Below are 16,784 nucleotides of genomic sequence, written 5' to 3'. Positions count from 1 at the left end.
AGGGTTCCTGATAGTTTACGCCCCGCGACGACGCCGGGTGGGCGCAGGACATCGGGGGAACCGGAAGTCCGCGGCCCTGAGCCGCACTGCCGACGGCATCCGCAGGGGAGATCGGCGGCCGGTACGAGTTCGAGGGCCGTGACGGCCTCGGCGCTCGTCACGCGTGCCGACGACTCGGCGCGTCGAGACACAGGGAGGCGGAAGAATGAGTGTGGTGGTCCACGAGCAGCGCGAGGTGAGGCGGGCGCGGTACGCCGTGGCGGCCGTGTTCGCGGTGCACGGCGCCGTCACCGGCTCGTTCGCGACCCGCGTGCCGTGGATCCAGGACCACGCGGGGGTCAGCGCGGGCCAACTGGGCCTCGCTCTCGCCTTCCCGGCGATCGGCGCGTCCCTGGCGATGCCGTTCGCGGGCCGGATCAGTCACCGCTTCGGCGCCCGCACGGCGCTGCGCGGACTGCTCGCCCTGTGGACGCTCGCACTGATCCTGCCGTCCCTGTCACCGAATCTCTGGACGCTCTGCCTGGCGCTGTTCGTGTACGGGGCGTCGGCGGGCATGGCGGACGTCGCGATGAACGCGCTCGGCGTCGAGGTGGAGAGCCGTCTGGGTAAGTCGATCATGTCGGGCCTGCACGGGATGTGGAGCGCGGGCGCCCTCGTCGGCTCGGCGGCCGGTACCCTCGCCGCCCACCTGGGCTCGGACGCCCGGCTGCACCACGCGCTCGCGGCGGCCACGCTCACCGTCCTCGGTCTGGTCGCCTGCCGGTGGGTCCTGGACCTCAGGCCCACCGAGGACGAGGAGCCGCCACCCCGGTTCGCGCTGCCGCCGAAGTCGGCGCTGCTGATCGGCGCGGTCGGGTTCTGCGCGGTGTTCGCGGAAGGGGCGGCACTGGACTGGTCGGCGGTCTATCTGCGGGACCAGCTGGAGACCTCGGCCGGGCTCGCGGCGGCGTGCACCACCGGTTTCATGCTGACCATGGCGGTGGCCCGGCTCGCGGGCGACGCGGTGGTCGACCGTTTCGGCGCCGTCCGTACCGTACGGGCGAGCGGTGTCCTGGCCGTGCTCGGAGGGATCCTGATCGTCGTCGCGAACCAGCCGGCGGTGGCGATGGGCGGCTTCGCGCTGATGGGCCTCGGCATCGCGGTCGTCGTGCCGCTCTGCTTCGCCGCCGCGGGCCGCAGTGGGCCGAACCCCAGCCTGGCCATCGCGGGCGTCGCGACGATCACGTACACCTCCGGGCTGGTCGCGCCGAGCGCGATCGGCGGTCTGGCGGAACTGACCAGTCTGGTCGTGTCGTTCGGCCTGGTCACCGTGCTGGCGTGCGGTCTGGTCGTCTTCGCGGGGGTGCTGCGCACCAGCGACCGGGACCGGCCCCGGGTCGCCCGGACGGACTCGGCGGTCCCCGACCCGAAGCTCTGACGCGGACGTCCGCCCCTGTGTGACCCGCCGGCCCCGCGCCCCTACCCCCGCGCCGGCTCGTACGCGTACCCCGGTGAGAACGCCCCCGCGGCCGGGTCGCACCACTGGCCGTCGGCCGGGGCGCCGTTGCCTCCGCCACATCGCCGGCCGCGCCCGCGTTACCCCGTTTCGGGGACGCGACGGGCACGGCGGCGCCGGTGGCAGCCTAGGCCTGGGACCCTGCCCCCTATGGCGCAGTCGGAACAATTCACCAATTCCGTGGACCCGGTGGACTCGGTGGACGCGGTCGTCTCCCGTATGCGCGCCCTGGACGCGGTCCTCCCCGCGCAGGACGGGATCGCCGTCTTCAACCGCGTCTACCTCACCGTCACGGAAGCCATCGACCGGCGGCTGGACTCCGGCCACTTCCCCGACACCGAGGCCGCGATCACCTTGGACGTGCTCTTCGCCGAGCGGTATCTGCGGGTCGCCGAGGGCGACCGCGCGCCCGCGTGCTGGCGGCCGTTGCTGCAGTTCCGGCGCCATCCCGGCGTACGGCCGCTGCAGTTCGCCCTCTGCGGCATCAACGCGCACATCGGCCACGATCTCGCGCTGGCCGTCGTGGACACCTGTCGTACGCTCGGCTGCGAACCCGCCGATCTGGAGGACGAGTTCGAGCATGTGGGCGATGTCCTCGTGTCGCTGGAGGAGCGCGTCCGCGAGGAGCTGATGCCGGGCCCCGACCTCCTGCAGATCGCCGATCCGCTCACCCATCTGCTCGGCGCGTGGAGTCTGGAACGCGCCCGTGAGGCCACCTGGTCGGCGGCCCGCGCGCTGTGGGCGCTGCGTGGACTCCCCGATCTCGCCGAGGAGTCCGCCCTGCGCCTGGACGCCGCGGTGGGCCTGACGGGCCGCATGCTGCTGACCCCGCTGCCGGAGTGTCCCCACCCGGGCGCCCTCGACAGGTCCTAGTCCTCCGGCAGTTCGACCGGCGCGATCTCGTCGTAGACGTCCCCGGGCCCGGGGTTGGTCGCGTCGGTGGTGCCGCCGAAGTGGTGCATGACGCCCCAGACCGCGTTGAGCGCGGTCTGGATCGCGCCCTCGGCCCAGCCGGCCGTCCAGGAGATGTCGTCGCCGGCGAGGAAGATGCCCCGCTTGTCCTCGGGCAGCCGGTCCTGCATGAAGTGCGTGAACAGGCGCCGCTGGTAGCGGTAGTGGCCGGGCAGGTTCGCCTTGAACGCGCCCATGAAGTAGGGCTCGTTCTCCCAGGAGACCGTCACCGGGCTGCCGATGACGTGGCTGCGGATGTCGACGTTCGGGTAGATCTCGCCGAGCGACTTCAGCATGACCTCCATCCGCTCGTTCGCGGACAGCGGCAGCCACTTGAGGCTGTCGTCGCACCAGGTGTAGGAGAGGCAGATGACGGCCGGCTTGTCGGGACCGTCGTCGAGGAGATAGGTCCCGCGCGTCATACGGTCGGTGAGGGTCATCGACATGACGTCCCGGCCGGTGTGCTCGTCCTTGTCCAGCCAGAACGGACGGTCCACGGGGACGAACAGCTTCGAGGACTCCATGTAGTGGGTCCGCTCGATCGCCGTCCAGTGGTCGATCGGGAAGAGCGAGTCGTCGCAGGCGATCTTCGACAACAGCATCCAGGACTGGGCGGTGAAGATCGCCGCCTGGTACGTGCGGATGTCACCGTTCGCGTCCGTGACGGTGATCCGGTTGCCGGCGGTCCGGTGCAGCCGGGTCACGGCGGGCCGCGGCTCGCCGTCGACGTGCAGGGACTTCAGGGACGTGCCGTACGGCCAGTGCACGATCTTCTCGGGCTCGCGCTCCCAGAGCCGCAGCGGGAGTTGCTGGCTGCCGCCGACGATGCCGCGGTGGTGGTCGTCGGCCTCGGTGTAGACGACCCGCAGGATCTCCAGGATCGAGTTCGGGAAGTCGGTGTCCCAGCCGCCCGTGCCGAAGCCGACCTGCCCGAAGATCTCGCGGTGCCGGAAGGACTTGAAGGCCTCGGAGTCGCAGAGGAAGCCGTAGAAGGTCTGGTTGTCGAGCCGCTCGACGAGCTCGGCCCAGATCTCCCGGATGCGCGGTACGTCGCGCTCGCGCAGCGCCCGGTTCATGTCGGAGAAGTCGGCGCCCTCTTCGAGGCAGGCGTTCCAGGCGGCCGCGACGTCCCGGTAGACCTGCGGCAGGTCGTCGATCGTCTCGGCGTAGTGGGACTCGCCCTTGAGGTCGACCACGGTCGAGGGCGTGGCCTCGGCGAGGGGGTTGGGGAAGGGGCGGGTCTCCAGACCGGCGAGATCGATGTAGTGCTGGAGCGCGGTGGACGAGGGCGGGAAGCGCATCGCCCCCATCTCGGCGGTGAGCAAGAAATCGCACCCGTCGAAGCCGACCGTCCGCAGGCGCCCGCCGATCCGGTCGGCCTCGTACACGACCGGCTTGAGCCCCATCTTCATCAGCTCGTACGCCGCCACGATGCCGGACAGACCGCCGCCGATCACCGCGACCTCGGTGCCGTGCTCGGTGGCCGGGATCTGCCCCAGGCCGGCCGGGTGGGCCAGGAAGTCGTCGTACGCGTACGGGAAGTCCGGGCCGAACATGGTGATCGGCGGCTGGTGCTCGTCTGCGTGCTCGATGGCGTTGGGCACGGTGGACGTCATGGGGTACGGACTCCTAGCGGAAAAGGGGGTACGGGGGTCACCGGGGTGGGGCGGGTCTCAGACGAGGGAGCCGTAGAGGCCGGGGCGCCGGTCCTGGAGGTAGGGGTTCGTCGCGCGCGAGGCCACGAGGAAGGCGGGGTCGGCATCGGCGAGGACGAAGTCCTCCTCGCGTCCGGCGCGGGTGCGCGCGACCCCGTCGGGCCCGGCCAGCGTGGACAGCCCGACGAACTCGAACTCCCCTTCCCGGCCGACCCGGTTGACGTAGGCGACGTACATCTGGTTCTCGAAGGCACGCACCGGGATCATCGACTCGGCGACGAACTGGAACGGATGCATCTGGGCCGTCGGCACCACCAGCAGGTCGGTGCCGGCGAGGGCGTGGGCGCGGACGTTCTCCGGGAACTCCACGTCGTAGCAGATCAGGAGCCCGACGCGGAGTCCGTTCAGCTCGGCCTGGACGACGGACCGCTCGCCCGGCGTGAAGTGGTCGCGCTCGAAGCAGCCGAAGAGGTGGGTCTTGCGGTAGTTCGCGAGCCGGACACCGTCGGCACGGACGAGCTGCGCCGAGTTGAAGACCGCGTCCCCGGCCCGCTCCGGATACCCGTACGTGATCGCGACCCCGTGCCGCCCCGCGATCTCGGCGACCGCGTCGGCCGACTCCCCGTCGGCCGGCTCGGCGAGCCGCGCGATGTCGTCACCGATCGCGTACCCGGTGAGGAACATCTCCGGCGCCACCACCAGGCCCGCCCCGGCGGCCGCCGCCCGCCCCGCGGCCTCGTCGAGCACCTTCAGATTCCCGACGACCGAGCCGGGCCGACCGGAGCTCTGGAGCAGGGCGGTACGCATGCGTGTTCCTCACCGGGACAAGGGGGATCGGGGGTCACCTAGACGGTACGGTCGGCGCGCCGAACCGGACAAGCGGCGGCCGTTGCGCACCGGAGCGGCATTCGTTGCGTGTGACGCGGCGAGGACGGCGATTCGTTGCGTGCAGGGGAGGGGTCGCCCCCTCCCCTGCACGCGCCTCGGACTGCCACCCCCGCTCTACGCGCCCCTGCGCACCACCAGCACTGCCGCGGTCACCAGATACGGCACCGCGAACACGGCGAACGAGACCCCGTGGGTGGCGGACGCCCCGATCACGGCGTACGCGGCGAACACGGCCACCGTCGCCGCCTGCGTCCCCACGCTCGCCACCGAGGTCAGCGTGGCCCGCCGAGCGCCCTCGATCCGGTCCTGCAAGCGCGCGTCGGCGAGCACATCGACCAGCTGGAAGCCACCGAAGGCGACGGCCACCAGCCCGATCCCGGCCGGCGTCCCCATCAGCGCCCCCACGGCCAGCGCGGCCGCCGAGCCCGCCAGCACCACCCCCAGCCCGGCCCTGCTCAACCGCTCCCCCACCCCGGTCAGCAGGCTGCCGATCGCCGGCCCCGCCCAGATGACCAGCAGCAGATACGGCACCGTCCGCTCGGCCACCCCCGTGTCCCGGACCAGCAACGGCGTGTACTCGTCGAGGGCGCCCCAGACCGCGCCGACGGCCGGGACGAGCAGCATCGCTCCCCGTACCGAACGGTCCCGGCGCACCTCGGCCAGCCCGGCCCGCAGGGTGGTGAGGGAGGAGGTCGCCGTGTCCGTGCCCGGTGCCGCGGCCTTCCGGTGCTCGGGGAGCCGGACGGCCACCAGCGAGGTCGACACGCAGACCAGCACGCTCGCCGCGCCCACGGCCGGATAGCCGCCCAGGTCGAGGACCGGTCCCGCCAGCCCCATCGCCGCCATCACGGCGACCATGCCGACCGCCTGGGCCCGGCCGATGACGCGCGCGTACCGGTCGGCCGCGCCGAGCCGGTCCAGTTCGTCGTAGACCAGCGCCTCCAGCGCGCCGGAGCCGAGGGCGCCGCGCACGCCCCACAGGACGAAGCCCGCGGCGAAGGCCCCGTACGACGGGACGGCCACCCACAGGGCGAAGCCGGCCGCGGTGAGCAGCGGGCCCAGCCAGAGCAGCAGCCGCCGGGAGACGGTGTCGGCCCAGGCGCCGGAGGGGACCTCCAGCAGGATCCCGGTGAGCGACCACAGGGCGAACAGGGAGGAGATCTGCCAGATTGACAGTCCGGCGTCGCTGAACAGCAGCGCGTACACCGGGTAGAGCAGCACGAAGTCGTCGAGGAACGCGTAGCCGTACAGCGTGGCCGTCAGCCGCCGGACACCGCTGGTCCGGGCATCGGGCACACGCGTGGGTGAGAGAGTCATGAGGCCTTCCCGAGGGGGCGGATCGGACGTCGTCGCTGCGGCGTCCGAGGCGGCCCTCGGGAGCGGGCACGGCTGGTGGATCAATGTCGCCAGGTCATGGCACCGATGCTAGTCCGGCGGGCCCGTCCGGCCCACCGGATATCGGGAGGTCACGTCCCGGCGGCCGCGGCCGGCGCGAACGTGGTGATCACCGCCGCGTGGTCCGACGGCCAGTCGTTGTCCTCGACGTCCGGCCAGTGGCGGGGCGTACCGCTGACATAGGTCCGGGAGTCGAGGACCGCGAGGCCCCGGTGGAGGACGAAGTCGATGCGGTCCTGGGGCTCCGGCCGGCCGCTGCCGTCCTCGTGTGCTACGTGGACCGGCGACCAGGTGTGGCCCGGCTCCCGTACGGGGTCGGGGTGGGCCTCCCGGTAGGAGTCGCGCAGGCCGGCCGTCTCGGCGGCGAGGGTGACCGGCCAGTCGACGTCCGGCCGGTCGAGGTGGGACGGGCTGTTGAAGTCGCCCACGAGGACGACCGGCACGCTGTCGTCGATCCGGCGCAGGCAGTCCCGCAGCTGGGCGAGCCGCACCTCCTCGTGCGCGATCAGCTGGGGGGCCTCCAGCCCGTCGAAGGCGGCCTCGTAGGGCCCGTAGGGCGTGTAGTCCAGGTGGACGGTCCAGATGTCCACCTCGGAGCCGGAGTCGGTTCTGATGCGGACTCCCGCCGCCCCGTAGAAGCCGACGTCGGGGTCGCCGAAGCGGGCCGTGATCGGGTGGCGGCTGATGATGCCGAGGTTGTCGCCGGCCCGGTGGTGGTGCCAGCCGAGGGCCTCGGCGAGTTCCTGGGCGGCGGTGCCGCGGGTCTCCTGGAGGCCGACCACGTCGGCGCCGGTCTCGGTGATGACCTTGAGCTGTTTGGCGCGGTGGTCGCGCACCCTGGTGCCGCCGTGCCAGAGGTTCCAGGTCATCACCCGCAGGGTCGGTCCGTCGGGGGCGACCAGCCGGCGCAGGCTCGCCGGGGTCTCGGACTCCAGGGTCTCCCGTACGGTCCGCCCCGGGGCCTCGTCGATCGGGGCGAGCGAGGGCACGGCGAGGACCACGCAGCCCGCCGCCTCGGCCGAGGCGACTCCGGTGCCGGTGTCCTCGACGGCCACGCACGCGGCGGGCTCGACGCCGAGGGCACGGCAGGCGGCGAGGTAGGGGTCGGGGGCCGGCTTGGTGTGCTCGGTGTCGTCGGCGGTGACCGAGACGGCGAACAGGTCGCGGCCGAGGGCGTCGAGGACGGTGTCGGCGACGGCACGCGGGGAGGCGGTGACCAGGGCGGTGGGGACGCCCTCGCGGGCCAGGGCCCGCAGCAGCTCCAGCGCGCCCGGGCGGGGCACGATGCCGGTGCGGACCCGGTCGGCGAACTCCCGGTGCAGGTCGGCGGCGAGTCCGTCCGACGGTGCTCCGGTGATGCCGGCGAGCCAGGCGGCGGTGTGCTCGACCGGGCGGCCGAGGACGTCCGGCTGGTCGGCCTCGGTCAGCGCGCGACCGAGGCCGGCGGCCACCTCCTCCACCGCGTCCCACCAGAGCCGCTCGGTGTCGACGAGCGTGCCGTCCATGTCGAACAGGGCGGCCTGGAGCGGCAGTCGGGACAAGGGTCTCTCTTTCCGTGGGGGTGTCGGACGGTGCCCGGCCGTGGGGGCCGGGCGGGGGTGGTCAGCGGGAGGCACGGGCGGCGACCAGCACCGGCCGCTCGGGGAGGCTGACGGTGACGGCCGCGCCGGCGCCGAGGGTCGCCGCCTCGTGCGTGGGCAGGTCGGCCTTGACCTCGCTGCCGTCGGCGAGCCGCACGGTGAGGCGGGTGGCGGCGCCGAGGAACGCGGTGGCGACCACCCGGGCGTCACCTGTGTCGTCCGCCCGTACGCCGACCGCCTCCGGCCGCAGGAGCACGTCCACCTCCGTGGCGGCCGGCGCCGCCCCGTCCACGGGCAGCCGCCGGCCCAGCACCTCGACCGTCGTGCCGGCCAGCCGGCCCGGGATGCGGCTCATCGTGCCGACGAACTCGGCGACGAAGGCGGTGGCGGGGCGGCCGTACAACTCGACGGGGGCCGCGCACTGTTCGAGCCGTCCGGCGTGCATGACGGCGACCCGGTCGGCCATGGACAGCGCCTCCTCCTGGTCGTGCGTGACGAACAGGGTGGTGATGCCCAGCTCCTGCTGGAGCCGGCGGATCTCCTCACGGAGCGTGAGCCGCACCTTGGCGTCGAGGGCGGAGAGCGGTTCGTCGAGCAGCAGCACCCGGGGCCGCAGGGCGAGGGCCCGGGCGAGGGCGACGCGCTGCTGCTGGCCGCCGGAGAGCTGGTGGGGGTACTGGGCGCCCTTGTCGGCGAGGCCCACGAGGTCGAGCAACTCGGCGGCCCGGGAGCGCCGTTCGGAGTTGCGCACCTTGCGCATGCGCAGTCCGAAGGCCACGTTGTCGAGGGCGCTGAGGTGCGGGAAGAGGCTGTACGACTGGAAGACCATCCCGGCGTCGCGCCGGTGGGCCGGGACGCGGGTGACGTCCTCGCCGTCGACCAGCACCTCGCCGGAGTCGGGATGCTCGAAGCCGGCGAGCATCCGCAGCGCGGTGGTCTTGCCGCAGCCGGACGGGCCCAGCAGCGCGAGCAGTTCACCGGGCCGGACGGCCAGGTCGAGTCCGTCGAGGGCCACGGTCGCACCGAACTCCCGGCGCAGGCCCCGGAATTCGACGGTGGCGGCGGTGTCGGTCGCTGTTGTCTCAAGCACGGTCATCGTTCATCCCCGGGAGGCGGAAGCGGTTGGGGTGCGTCCGCCGAAGGAGGCGAGCGCGAGGAGCATGGCCCAGGTGACGAGCAGGCTGAGCACCGAGACGGCGACCGAGAGCTGGGCCTGCGAGCCGCTGACGTTGACGATCCACACGGCGAACGGCCGGAAGCCCAGCAGCTGGGCGACGGTGAACTCGCCGAGCACGAGCGCCAGGGTGAGGAACGCGGAGTTGAGCAGGGCCCCGCGCAGATTGGGCAGCACGGCCCGCACCAGTGCCTGCGGCCAGCTCGCCCCGCAGCTGCGCGCTGCCTCGACGAGGGTGGGTACGTCCATGGCGCGCAGGCCCGCGTCCAGCGCCCGGTACACGAAGGGCAGCGCCATCACGACGTAGGCGAGGACCAGCACCACGGGGAAGTCGGGGTTCTGGATCGCCACGAAGGTCTGGAACAGCGGGGTCCTGGAGAGGTGTTCGGGTCCCCACTTGAGCACGGTGCCGAGCCCGGCGACGAACGCGATCGGCGGCACCACCAGAGGCAGGGAGCACACGACCTCCACCACGGGCCGCAGCCTCGGCGCGCCGAGCCGCAGCGCGACCATGGCGGGCACCATCAGCAGCAGGACGACGGCGATGGTCGCGGCGGCCAGCTCCAGTGAGAGCAGCAGGCTGGAGACGAAGCCGTCGGTGCCGAGGATCTGGCCGTAGGCCTCGAAGGTGATCCCCTCGCCCGGCACGTCGACCGTGAAGACCACGGAGGCGGCGAGCGGGACGAGGAAGTACAGCCCGGCGAGGGCGAGGACGAGCGGGCGCCAGAGGGCGGTGCGCCGCGTGGCCGGGCGCCCGGGGTTCAGGCCAGCCATCGCGCACTCCGTCGTTGCAGGGGCAGATACACGGCCATGACCAGCCCGGCGATCAGGACCATGTCGAGGCTGAGGGCGAGCGCCACGTTCTCCTGGCCGACCAGGACGTTGCCGGAGATGGCGTCGGCGATCTGCAGGGTGACCAGCGGGATGGAGCTGCCCACCATGGCCGCGGCGGTGGCGTACGCGGCGAAGGCGCTGCCGAACAGCAGCACGAGTCCGCCGAGCAGCGAGGGCGCGAGCACGGGCAGGGCGACGTGGATCCAGTACTGCAGCCCGGTGGCGCCGTTGTTCCGCGCGGCCTCCCGCCACTGGACGCGCAGTCCGTCGAGGGCGGGGGTGATGGTGAGGACCATCAGCGGGATCAGGAAGTACAGGTAGACGATGACCAGGCCCCAGAAGCTGTAGAGGTCCCAGCCCTTGTCCGTCAGCCCCAGCCGCCTGGTCAGGACACCGGCGTTGCCGAGGGTGGCGACGAAGGCGAAGGCGAGCGGGACACCGCCGAAGTTGGCGAGCACCCCGGAGGCGGTGAGGACCGCCTCGCGCAGTGCCGGGAAGCGGGAGGTCACCACGGCCTGGGCGAGCGGCAGCCCGAGGAGGGCCGCGAGGCCGGCCGAGACGGCGGACAGCTTCACACTGCCGAGCATGGCCGTGAGGTAGGCCCCCTGCACGGAGGCCGTCATGTTCGCCGTGGTGTACGAGGTGGCGCCGGTCGCCTGGTCCTTGACGGTGAACGCGCCGTTCAGCATGGCGAGTGCGGGCAGTCCGAAGGCGACCGCGACGAAGGCCAGCAGCGGCAGCACGGCGAGCCAGCCGCCGGGGCGGGGCCGCCGCTTCACGGAAGCGGCGGCCACCAGTGCCGTGTCGGCCTCGGTGACGACGGCGGTCACCCGGAGACCGCCTTGGCCCAGCCCTGTCCGAGCGCGTCCTTGGCCTTGGTCTGCTGGTCCTCGGTCGGGAACTCGGGCGTGCCGGACACCTTCGGCAGCTTGGCCGCGGCCGTCGCGTCCAGCGTGCCGGCCTTCTCCATGGCGGGCATCAGGGCCGGGCGGGCGTATCCGGCGAGCCACAGGTTCTGGCCCTCGGCGCTGTAGAGGTACTCCTGCCAGAGGCGGGCGGCGGCCGGGTGGGGCGCGTCCTTGTTGATGGCCTGGGAGTAGTACTGGGAGAACTTGCCGTCCTCGGGAACGACCACCTTCCAGTCGACGCCCTTGGACTTGAACTCGTCGGCGTACCCGGCGTTCAGGTAGTCCCAGTCGATGCTGATGGGCGTCTCGCCCTTCTCGACGGTGGCCGGCGTCGACTCGACGGGCGTGTAGTTGCCGTTCTTCTTCAGCTTGGCGAAGAAGTCCAGGCCGGGCTGGATGTCGTCGAACGATCCGCCGCTCGCCAGCGAGGCCGCCCAGACGCCGCCGAAGGCGGAGCCGGACTTGGTGGGGTTGCCGTTGAGGGCGACCTGTCCCTTGTACTGCGGCTTCAGCAGGTCGGCGAAGGTCTGCGGACACGCCTTCACGCGCTTGGCGTCGCAGCCGATGGAGATGTAGCCGCCGTAGTCGTTGTACCACTGGGCCTTCGGGTCCTTCTGGCCCTCGGGGATGTCGGCGAAGGAGGCCACCTCGTACGGCGCGAGCAGCCCCTGCTGGGCGGCGCTCAGCGCGAAGGAGCTGCCCAGGTCGAGCACGTCGGGCGCCCGGTCCTGGCCCTTGCGCGAGGTGACGGCGTTGATCTCGTCCTGGCTGGCCCCGTCCGGGTTCTCGACCTCGATCTTGATCCCGTACTTCTTCTGGAACCCGTCGATCAGGGCGCCGTAGTTGGCCCAGTCGCGGGGCAGGGCGATCGCGTTGAGCTTGCCCTCCTTCTTGGCCGCCGCGACCAGCGCGTCCATGCCGCCGAAGTCCTTGGCCGAGGTCGCGGTGGCCGCGTTGACGCCGTCGTCGGTGGTCGCGGCCTCGGGGGCCGCGCCGCAGGCGGTGAGGGTGAGTGCGGCGGCGACGGCGAGGCCGCCGCCGATCACGGCGGATCTTGTCAGGAAGAGGGTCACGAGCTCTCCAGGGGTACGCGCAGCGGAACGATCTGGGTGGAGCACTTGTCTGAACAAGTTGGCCTCATTACGTCCGCGCTTCATATCACGCAGGTAAACTCCCGCGAAATACTCGTGCACGTTTTCCCGCACAATCACTGGCCGCGCGCGGTGTTCGCCGGTTTCTGTCAAGGCTCGCTAGGCTGGGCGCGCTGTGCACAGAAGGCGACCGGACGAGCGGAGGGGGAGCATGGCGGCGCGACACGAGGAGATCGCCGAGGAGCTGCGGCGGGCGATCGACCGTGAGGACTACACGGTGGGGAGTCTGCTGCCGCCGGAGACCGAACTCGCGGCCCGCTACGGCGTCTCGCGCGGCACCGTCCGGCAGGCGGTGGCGACGCTGACCGCCGAGGGCCTCATCGGCTCACGCCAGGGCGCCCGGCGGGTGGTCCTGGCCGGCCGCCGCAGCCAGAGCTTCGCGGAGCTGCGCAGCTTCGCCCAGTGGGCGCGCGCGATGGGCCGCGAGGCGACGGGCCGGGTGGTGGTCCAGGAGTACCGGACCGCCACCGCCGAGGACCGCGTACGCCTCCAGGTCGCCCCGGGCGCCCGCCTCCTGCACGTCCTGCGTCTGCGCGGGCTCGACGGCCGGCCCGTCCTGTTGGAGCGCACGGTCTACGCCGACTGGATCTCCCCCGCCGTCGAGCCGATCGAGGCGGACTGCCCCTCGGTGACCCAGCGCCTGCTCGACGACACGGGTCTGGTCTTCGCCTACGGCGAGCACGTCATCGACGCCGTGGCCGCCGGTGCCCAGGACGCCGAGTTCCTGGCCGTGCGCCGGACGAGCCCGCTCCTGCGGGTCCGGCGTGTCACCACCACCCGTGAGGGCCGGCCGGTGGAGTGGTCCGACGACCGCTACCGCCCGGACGCGGTGAGCTTCAGCGTGCACAACTCGATAGGCAACAACGCGCTGGCGCGGAAGACCGCGGCCCCCTGAGGGGCCCGGCCTCTCAGGCGGGCGACCCGGAGGAGAACCGCCGCAGCAGGGGCGACAGCACGAGCACGGACTTGGTCCGCTCGACGAACGGCTCCCCGGCGATCCGCTCCAGCACCCGCTCGAAGTGCCGCATGTCCGAGGCGAAGACCTGCACCACGGCATCGGCCTCACCGGTGACGGTCGACGCGGCGACGACCTCCTGATACCGCTCCAGCCCCCGCTGGATCGTCTCCGGCGAGGTGTTCCGACGGCAGTAGATCTCGACGAACCCCTCGGTCTCCCAGCCGAGCGCGGCGGGGTCGACCCGGACCGTGAAGCCGGTGATCGCCCCGGTCGCCCGGAGCCGGTCCACCCGCCGTTTCACCGCGGGCGCGGACAGCCCGACGAGCTGGCCGATGTCGGAGTAGGAACGGCGGGCGTCCTCGGCGAGGGCGTGCACGATGCGTTCGTCGAGAGGGTTCAGCACTGCGGGTGGATCACTTCTCTGGAGTCGACGGGGACGAGGGAGCCGATGGGGACGGCGGAGTCGAAGGGGCCGGGGCCGCCGCGAGACGCGAGCGGCGGTAGCCGTAACTGAAGTAGAACACGAGCCCGGCGGCCATCCAGACGCCGAAGACGACCCAGGTGACGGTGTCGAGGCTGCCCATCATCCAGACGCAGAACGCCAGTCCCAGCGCGGGCAGCACCGGCGACAGCGGCACCCGGAACGTCCGGGGCATGTCCGGACGAGTCCGCCGCAGCACCACGACGGCCACGTTGACCAGCGCGAACGCGAACAACGTACCGATGCTCGTGGCATCCGCGAGCTGCCCCAGCGGAATGGCGGCGGCGAGCACACCGCAGAACAGCGACACGATCACGGTGTTGACGCGCGGCGTCCCGGTCCTCGGGTGCACACGGGAGAACACCTGGGGCACGAGCCCGTCCCGGGACATGGCGAACAGGATCCGGGTCTGCCCGTACAGCACGGTCAGCACCACGCTCGCGATGGCGATGACGGCCCCGGCCGCCAGCAGCGTCCCCCAGAACGCGTCCCCGGTGACGTCCTTCATGATCCCGGCGAGCGCGGCCTCCGACTCGCCGAACCCCTCCCAGGGCCGCGCGCCGATCGCGACGGCGGCGACCAGCACGTACAGCGCGGTGACGATGAGCAGCGACAGCATGATCGCGCGCGGCAGGTCCCGCTGTGCGTTCTTCGCCTCCTCACCGGCGGTCGAGGCCGCGTCGAACCCGATGTAGGAGAAGAACAGCGTCGCCCCGGCCGCGCTGACGCCCGCCATGCCGAGCGGCATGAAGTTCTCGTAGTTGCCGGACCGGAAGCCCTGCACGCCGATGAGGCAGAACAGCAGCAGGGCGGCGATCTTCACCACGACCATGATCGTGTTGGCGCGGGCGGACTCACGGGCCCCGCCCAGCAGGAACGCCATCGCGAGCAGGACGACGATCAGCGCGGGCAGGTTGAAGACGCCCCCGTCCCCGGGCGGCGCGGACAGCGCGTCCGGGATGGTCACGCCGATCGTCCCGTCCAGCAGCTCGTTGAGGTACTCGCCCCAGCCGACCGCGACGGCCGCCACCGACACCCCGTACTCCAGCACCAGACACCAGCCGCAGACCCAGGCCACCAGCTCGCCCATCGTCGCATACGTGTACGAGTACGAGGATCCGGAGACCGGGATCGTGCCGGCCAGCTCCGCGTACGACAGGGCGGAGAACAGCGCGGTGAGCCCGGCTATCACGAAGGAGAGGGTGACGGCGGGCCCGGCCTTGGGGACGGCCTCGCCCAGGACGACGAAGATGCCGGTGCCGAGCGTGGCCCCGATGCTGATCATCGTCAGCTGCCACAGTCCGAGCGACCGCCGCAGCGACCCGCCCTCACCCTGCCCGCCCTCCGCGACCAGGCGTTCCACGGGCTTGCGGCGCATCAGCCGCGCCCCGACGCCACCGGACGGCGGGGCCGGCTGATTCTCATGCTGCGGGGGTGCGCCTTGGTCGAGCACGCGTGGCTCCTTCATCGCTGCCGGTCAGGGCGGGTGAGGACCGCCGGCACCGAACAGCAGGGGGCCACCGAGCAGGAGTCCCCGCCACGCCACGTACAGCGCTTGACCCTATGAGTCAGACCTTCACATGCGTAATGCGGCAACCTTGCGCGCCGACGCAAGATCGTTGCGTTACCGGCGGGTGCGCGAAGCTTCGTTGCACGGCCGGTTCCGACTCCTGTGCGCCTTCCGGATCACGCGCCTCGGAGGCTAGCTCCAGCTGGCGTGCAGCGGCTTGCCCTCCGCGTAACCGGCCGCGCTCTGGATGCCCACCACGGCCCGCTCCGCGAACTCCTCCAGGGATCCCGCCCCCGCGTACGTGCACGAGGACCGCACCCCCGCGATCACCGAGTCGATCAGGTCCTCGACACCCGGCCGCGCCGGGTCCAGGAACATCCGCGACGTCGAGATGCCCTCCTCGAACAGCGCCTTGCGCGCCCGGTCGTACGCCGACTCCTCGCTGGTGCGGTTGCGCACGGCCCGTGCGGACGCCATCCCGAAGGACTCCTTGTAGAGCCGCCCGCTCGCGTCCTGCTGCAGGTCGCCCGGCGACTCGTACGTGCCCGCGAACCACGACCCGATCATCACGTTCGACGCACCGGCCGCCAGCGCCATGGCGACATCGCGGGGGTGCCGCACTCCGCCGTCGGCCCACACGTGCTTGCCGTACTTCTTCGCCTCGGCCGCGCACTCCAGGACGGCGGAGAACTGCGGCCGCCCGACCCCGGTCATCATCCGGGTGGTGCACATCGCGCCGGGTCCGACACCGACCTTGACGATGTCCGCGCCGGCCTCGATCAGGTCGCGCACCCCCTCGGCGGCGACGATGTTGCCGGCCACGATCGGCACCCGGGGGTCGAGATCGCGCACCAGCTTGATCGCGTTGATCATCGACTCCTGGTGGCCGTGCGCGGTGTCGATGACCAGCGTGTCGACGCCCGCGTCGAGCAGTTCCTCGGCCTTGCCCACGAAGTCGCCGTTGACCCCGACGGCGGCGGCGACGCGGAGCTTGCCCTTCGCGTCGACGGCGGGGGTGTACAGCGTGGCGCGGAGCGCGCCCTTGCGGGTGAGGATGCCGGCGAGGCGGCCGTCCTTGTCGACGGCGGGCGCGTAGCGGCGGTTGGCCGCGTCGAGGCGGTTGAAGGCCTCGCGCGGGTCGATGTCGGCGTCCAGGAGCAACAGGTCCCGGGACATGACGACTTCGAGCTGGGTGAAGCGGTCGACGCCGGTCAGATCCGCGTCGGTGACGACACCGACGGGCCGGAGCGCCTCGTCGACGACGACGCCCGCGTTGTGCGCCCGCTTCGGCAGCAGGGCCAGCGCGTCGGCGACCGTCTGGTGCGGGTTCAGCACGATGGGGGTGTCGAGGACGAGGTGGCGGCTCTTGACCCAGGAGATGACGTCGGTGACGACCTCGTTGGGGATGTCCTGCGGGACGACCACCAGGCCACCGCGGCGGGCCACCGTCTCGGCCATGCGACGGCCGGCGATGGCGGTCATGTTGGCGACGACGAGCGGGATGGTGGTGCCCGTGCCGTCCGGGGAGGCCAGGTCCACTCCCTGCCGTGATCCGACGGCGCTGCGGCTGGGGACCATGAAGACGTCGTCGTACGTCAGGTCGTACGGGGGCTGGATGTCATTGAGGAAACGCACGTGCCGCACATCCCGGTCGATCAGAGGTGACCCCCTGACAGGACCGTCAGGGGGAAGAGCACGTACCTCATTGTCCCATGTCGGCGGGTGCGAACGGCCCCGACGGATCGTCCAGAGGGGCGGTGGGCGGCCTGGGAGGATCCTCCGAGAGCGCGCACGATCCGCCGGA

General features: G+C 72.0%; 14 protein-coding genes. 3 read left to right on the top strand and 11 right to left on the bottom strand.

Going from position 1 to position 16,784, the window contains the following annotated elements; genetic code table 11:
- Positions 1 to 205: 205 nt before the first annotated feature.
- Positions 206 to 1,417: an MFS transporter gene (locus tag ACWCRJ_RS29035; RefSeq protein ID WP_450942082.1), complete on the top strand. Its 1,212-nt coding sequence runs from the start codon at positions 206 to 208 to the stop codon at positions 1,415 to 1,417.
- A 228-nt stretch (positions 1,418 to 1,645) separates the two neighbouring features.
- Positions 1,646 to 2,368, top strand: coding sequence for a DUF5995 family protein (locus ACWCRJ_RS29030; RefSeq protein WP_450942081.1), 723 nt, complete (start codon positions 1,646 to 1,648; stop codon positions 2,366 to 2,368).
- Here ACWCRJ_RS29030 and ACWCRJ_RS29025 read toward each other — a convergent pair.
- The 8 genes from ACWCRJ_RS29025 to ACWCRJ_RS28990 all read right to left on the bottom strand — a co-directional run bounded on the left by ACWCRJ_RS29025 (position 2,365) and on the right by ACWCRJ_RS28990 (position 11,953).
- The gene (locus tag ACWCRJ_RS29025) at positions 2,365 to 4,062 is read right to left on the bottom strand and encodes a flavin monoamine oxidase family protein (RefSeq protein WP_450942080.1); all 1,698 of its coding nucleotides are present in this window, start codon (positions 4,060 to 4,062) and stop codon (positions 2,365 to 2,367) included. The genes ACWCRJ_RS29030 and ACWCRJ_RS29025 overlap by 4 nt on opposite strands.
- A 57-nt stretch (positions 4,063 to 4,119) precedes the next feature.
- Positions 4,120 to 4,908, bottom strand: a complete 789-nt coding sequence (locus ACWCRJ_RS29020) for a carbon-nitrogen hydrolase family protein (protein WP_450942079.1) — start codon at positions 4,906 to 4,908, stop codon at positions 4,120 to 4,122.
- Positions 4,909 to 5,103: 195 nt separating this feature from the next.
- On the bottom strand, positions 5,104 to 6,306 hold the full coding sequence (locus ACWCRJ_RS29015) for an MFS transporter (RefSeq protein ID WP_450942078.1): 1,203 nt from the start codon (positions 6,304 to 6,306) through the stop codon (positions 5,104 to 5,106).
- A 149-nt stretch (positions 6,307 to 6,455) separates the two neighbouring features.
- The gene (locus ACWCRJ_RS29010; protein ID WP_450942077.1) at positions 6,456 to 7,925 is read right to left on the bottom strand and encodes an HAD-IA family hydrolase; all 1,470 of its coding nucleotides are present in this window, start codon (positions 7,923 to 7,925) and stop codon (positions 6,456 to 6,458) included.
- Positions 7,926 to 7,986: 61 nt separating this feature from the next.
- Complete coding sequence (locus ACWCRJ_RS29005) at positions 7,987 to 9,060, bottom strand: ABC transporter ATP-binding protein (protein ID WP_450942076.1); 1,074 nt, start codon at positions 9,058 to 9,060, stop codon at positions 7,987 to 7,989.
- 3 nt (positions 9,061 to 9,063) lie between these two features.
- Complete coding sequence (locus ACWCRJ_RS29000) at positions 9,064 to 9,912, bottom strand: ABC transporter permease (RefSeq protein WP_450942075.1); 849 nt, start codon at positions 9,910 to 9,912, stop codon at positions 9,064 to 9,066.
- Complete coding sequence (locus ACWCRJ_RS28995) at positions 9,900 to 10,802, bottom strand: ABC transporter permease (protein WP_450942074.1); 903 nt, start codon at positions 10,800 to 10,802, stop codon at positions 9,900 to 9,902. The genes ACWCRJ_RS29000 and ACWCRJ_RS28995 overlap by 13 nt, the downstream gene beginning before the upstream one ends.
- Positions 10,799 to 11,953 carry an ABC transporter substrate-binding protein gene (locus ACWCRJ_RS28990; protein WP_450942073.1) on the bottom strand — a complete coding sequence of 385 codons (1,155 nt, stop codon included), beginning with the start codon at positions 11,951 to 11,953 and terminating at the stop codon, positions 10,799 to 10,801. Before ACWCRJ_RS28990 ends, ACWCRJ_RS28995 begins: the two co-directional genes overlap by 4 nt.
- A 229-nt stretch (positions 11,954 to 12,182) precedes the next feature.
- Between ACWCRJ_RS28990 and ACWCRJ_RS28985 the strand changes: the two genes are divergently transcribed.
- Entirely contained in the window at positions 12,183 to 12,926 is a 744-nt protein-coding gene (locus ACWCRJ_RS28985) for a GntR family transcriptional regulator (protein ID WP_450942072.1), read from the top strand.
- Between the two features lie 13 nt (positions 12,927 to 12,939).
- Here ACWCRJ_RS28985 and ACWCRJ_RS28980 read toward each other — a convergent pair whose 3' ends face one another.
- The 3 genes from ACWCRJ_RS28980 to ACWCRJ_RS28970 all read right to left on the bottom strand — a co-directional run bounded on the left by ACWCRJ_RS28980 (position 12,940) and on the right by ACWCRJ_RS28970 (position 16,615).
- Positions 12,940 to 13,392, bottom strand: coding sequence for an Lrp/AsnC family transcriptional regulator (locus ACWCRJ_RS28980; protein ID WP_005485524.1), 453 nt, complete (start codon positions 13,390 to 13,392; stop codon positions 12,940 to 12,942).
- Between the two features lie 10 nt (positions 13,393 to 13,402).
- Positions 13,403 to 14,923 (bottom strand): amino acid permease, encoded by a 1,521-nt coding sequence (locus tag ACWCRJ_RS28975; protein WP_450942071.1) that lies wholly within the window; start codon positions 14,921 to 14,923, stop codon positions 13,403 to 13,405.
- Between the two features lie 249 nt (positions 14,924 to 15,172).
- Complete coding sequence (locus ACWCRJ_RS28970; protein WP_450942070.1) at positions 15,173 to 16,615, bottom strand: GuaB1 family IMP dehydrogenase-related protein; 1,443 nt, start codon at positions 16,613 to 16,615, stop codon at positions 15,173 to 15,175.
- Positions 16,616 to 16,784 lie beyond the last annotated feature (169 nt).

Source organism: Streptomyces sp. NPDC002324 (genome assembly GCF_053593335.1).
Note: the sequence above shows the minus strand (reverse complement) of the source record. Positions and strands in the feature narration are given on the sequence as shown.

Excerpts from the sequence above, each read along its gene's own strand:
- ACWCRJ_RS29035 (WP_450942082.1), top strand. The coding sequence starts at position 206 with ATGAGTGTGGTGGTCCACGAGCAGCGCGAGGTGAGGCGGGCGCGGTAC.
- ACWCRJ_RS29030 (WP_450942081.1), top strand. The coding sequence starts at position 1,646 with ATGGCGCAGTCGGAACAATTCACCAATTCCGTGGACCCGGTGGACTCG.
- ACWCRJ_RS29025 (WP_450942080.1), bottom strand. The coding sequence starts at position 4,062 with ATGACGTCCACCGTGCCCAACGCCATCGAGCACGCAGACGAGCACCAG.
- ACWCRJ_RS29020 (WP_450942079.1), bottom strand. The coding sequence starts at position 4,908 with ATGCGTACCGCCCTGCTCCAGAGCTCCGGTCGGCCCGGCTCGGTCGTC.
- ACWCRJ_RS29015 (WP_450942078.1), bottom strand. The coding sequence starts at position 6,306 with ATGACTCTCTCACCCACGCGTGTGCCCGATGCCCGGACCAGCGGTGTC.
- ACWCRJ_RS29005 (WP_450942076.1), bottom strand. The coding sequence starts at position 9,060 with ATGACCGTGCTTGAGACAACAGCGACCGACACCGCCGCCACCGTCGAA.
- ACWCRJ_RS29000 (WP_450942075.1), bottom strand. The coding sequence starts at position 9,912 with ATGGCTGGCCTGAACCCCGGGCGCCCGGCCACGCGGCGCACCGCCCTC.
- ACWCRJ_RS28985 (WP_450942072.1), top strand. The coding sequence starts at position 12,183 with ATGGCGGCGCGACACGAGGAGATCGCCGAGGAGCTGCGGCGGGCGATC.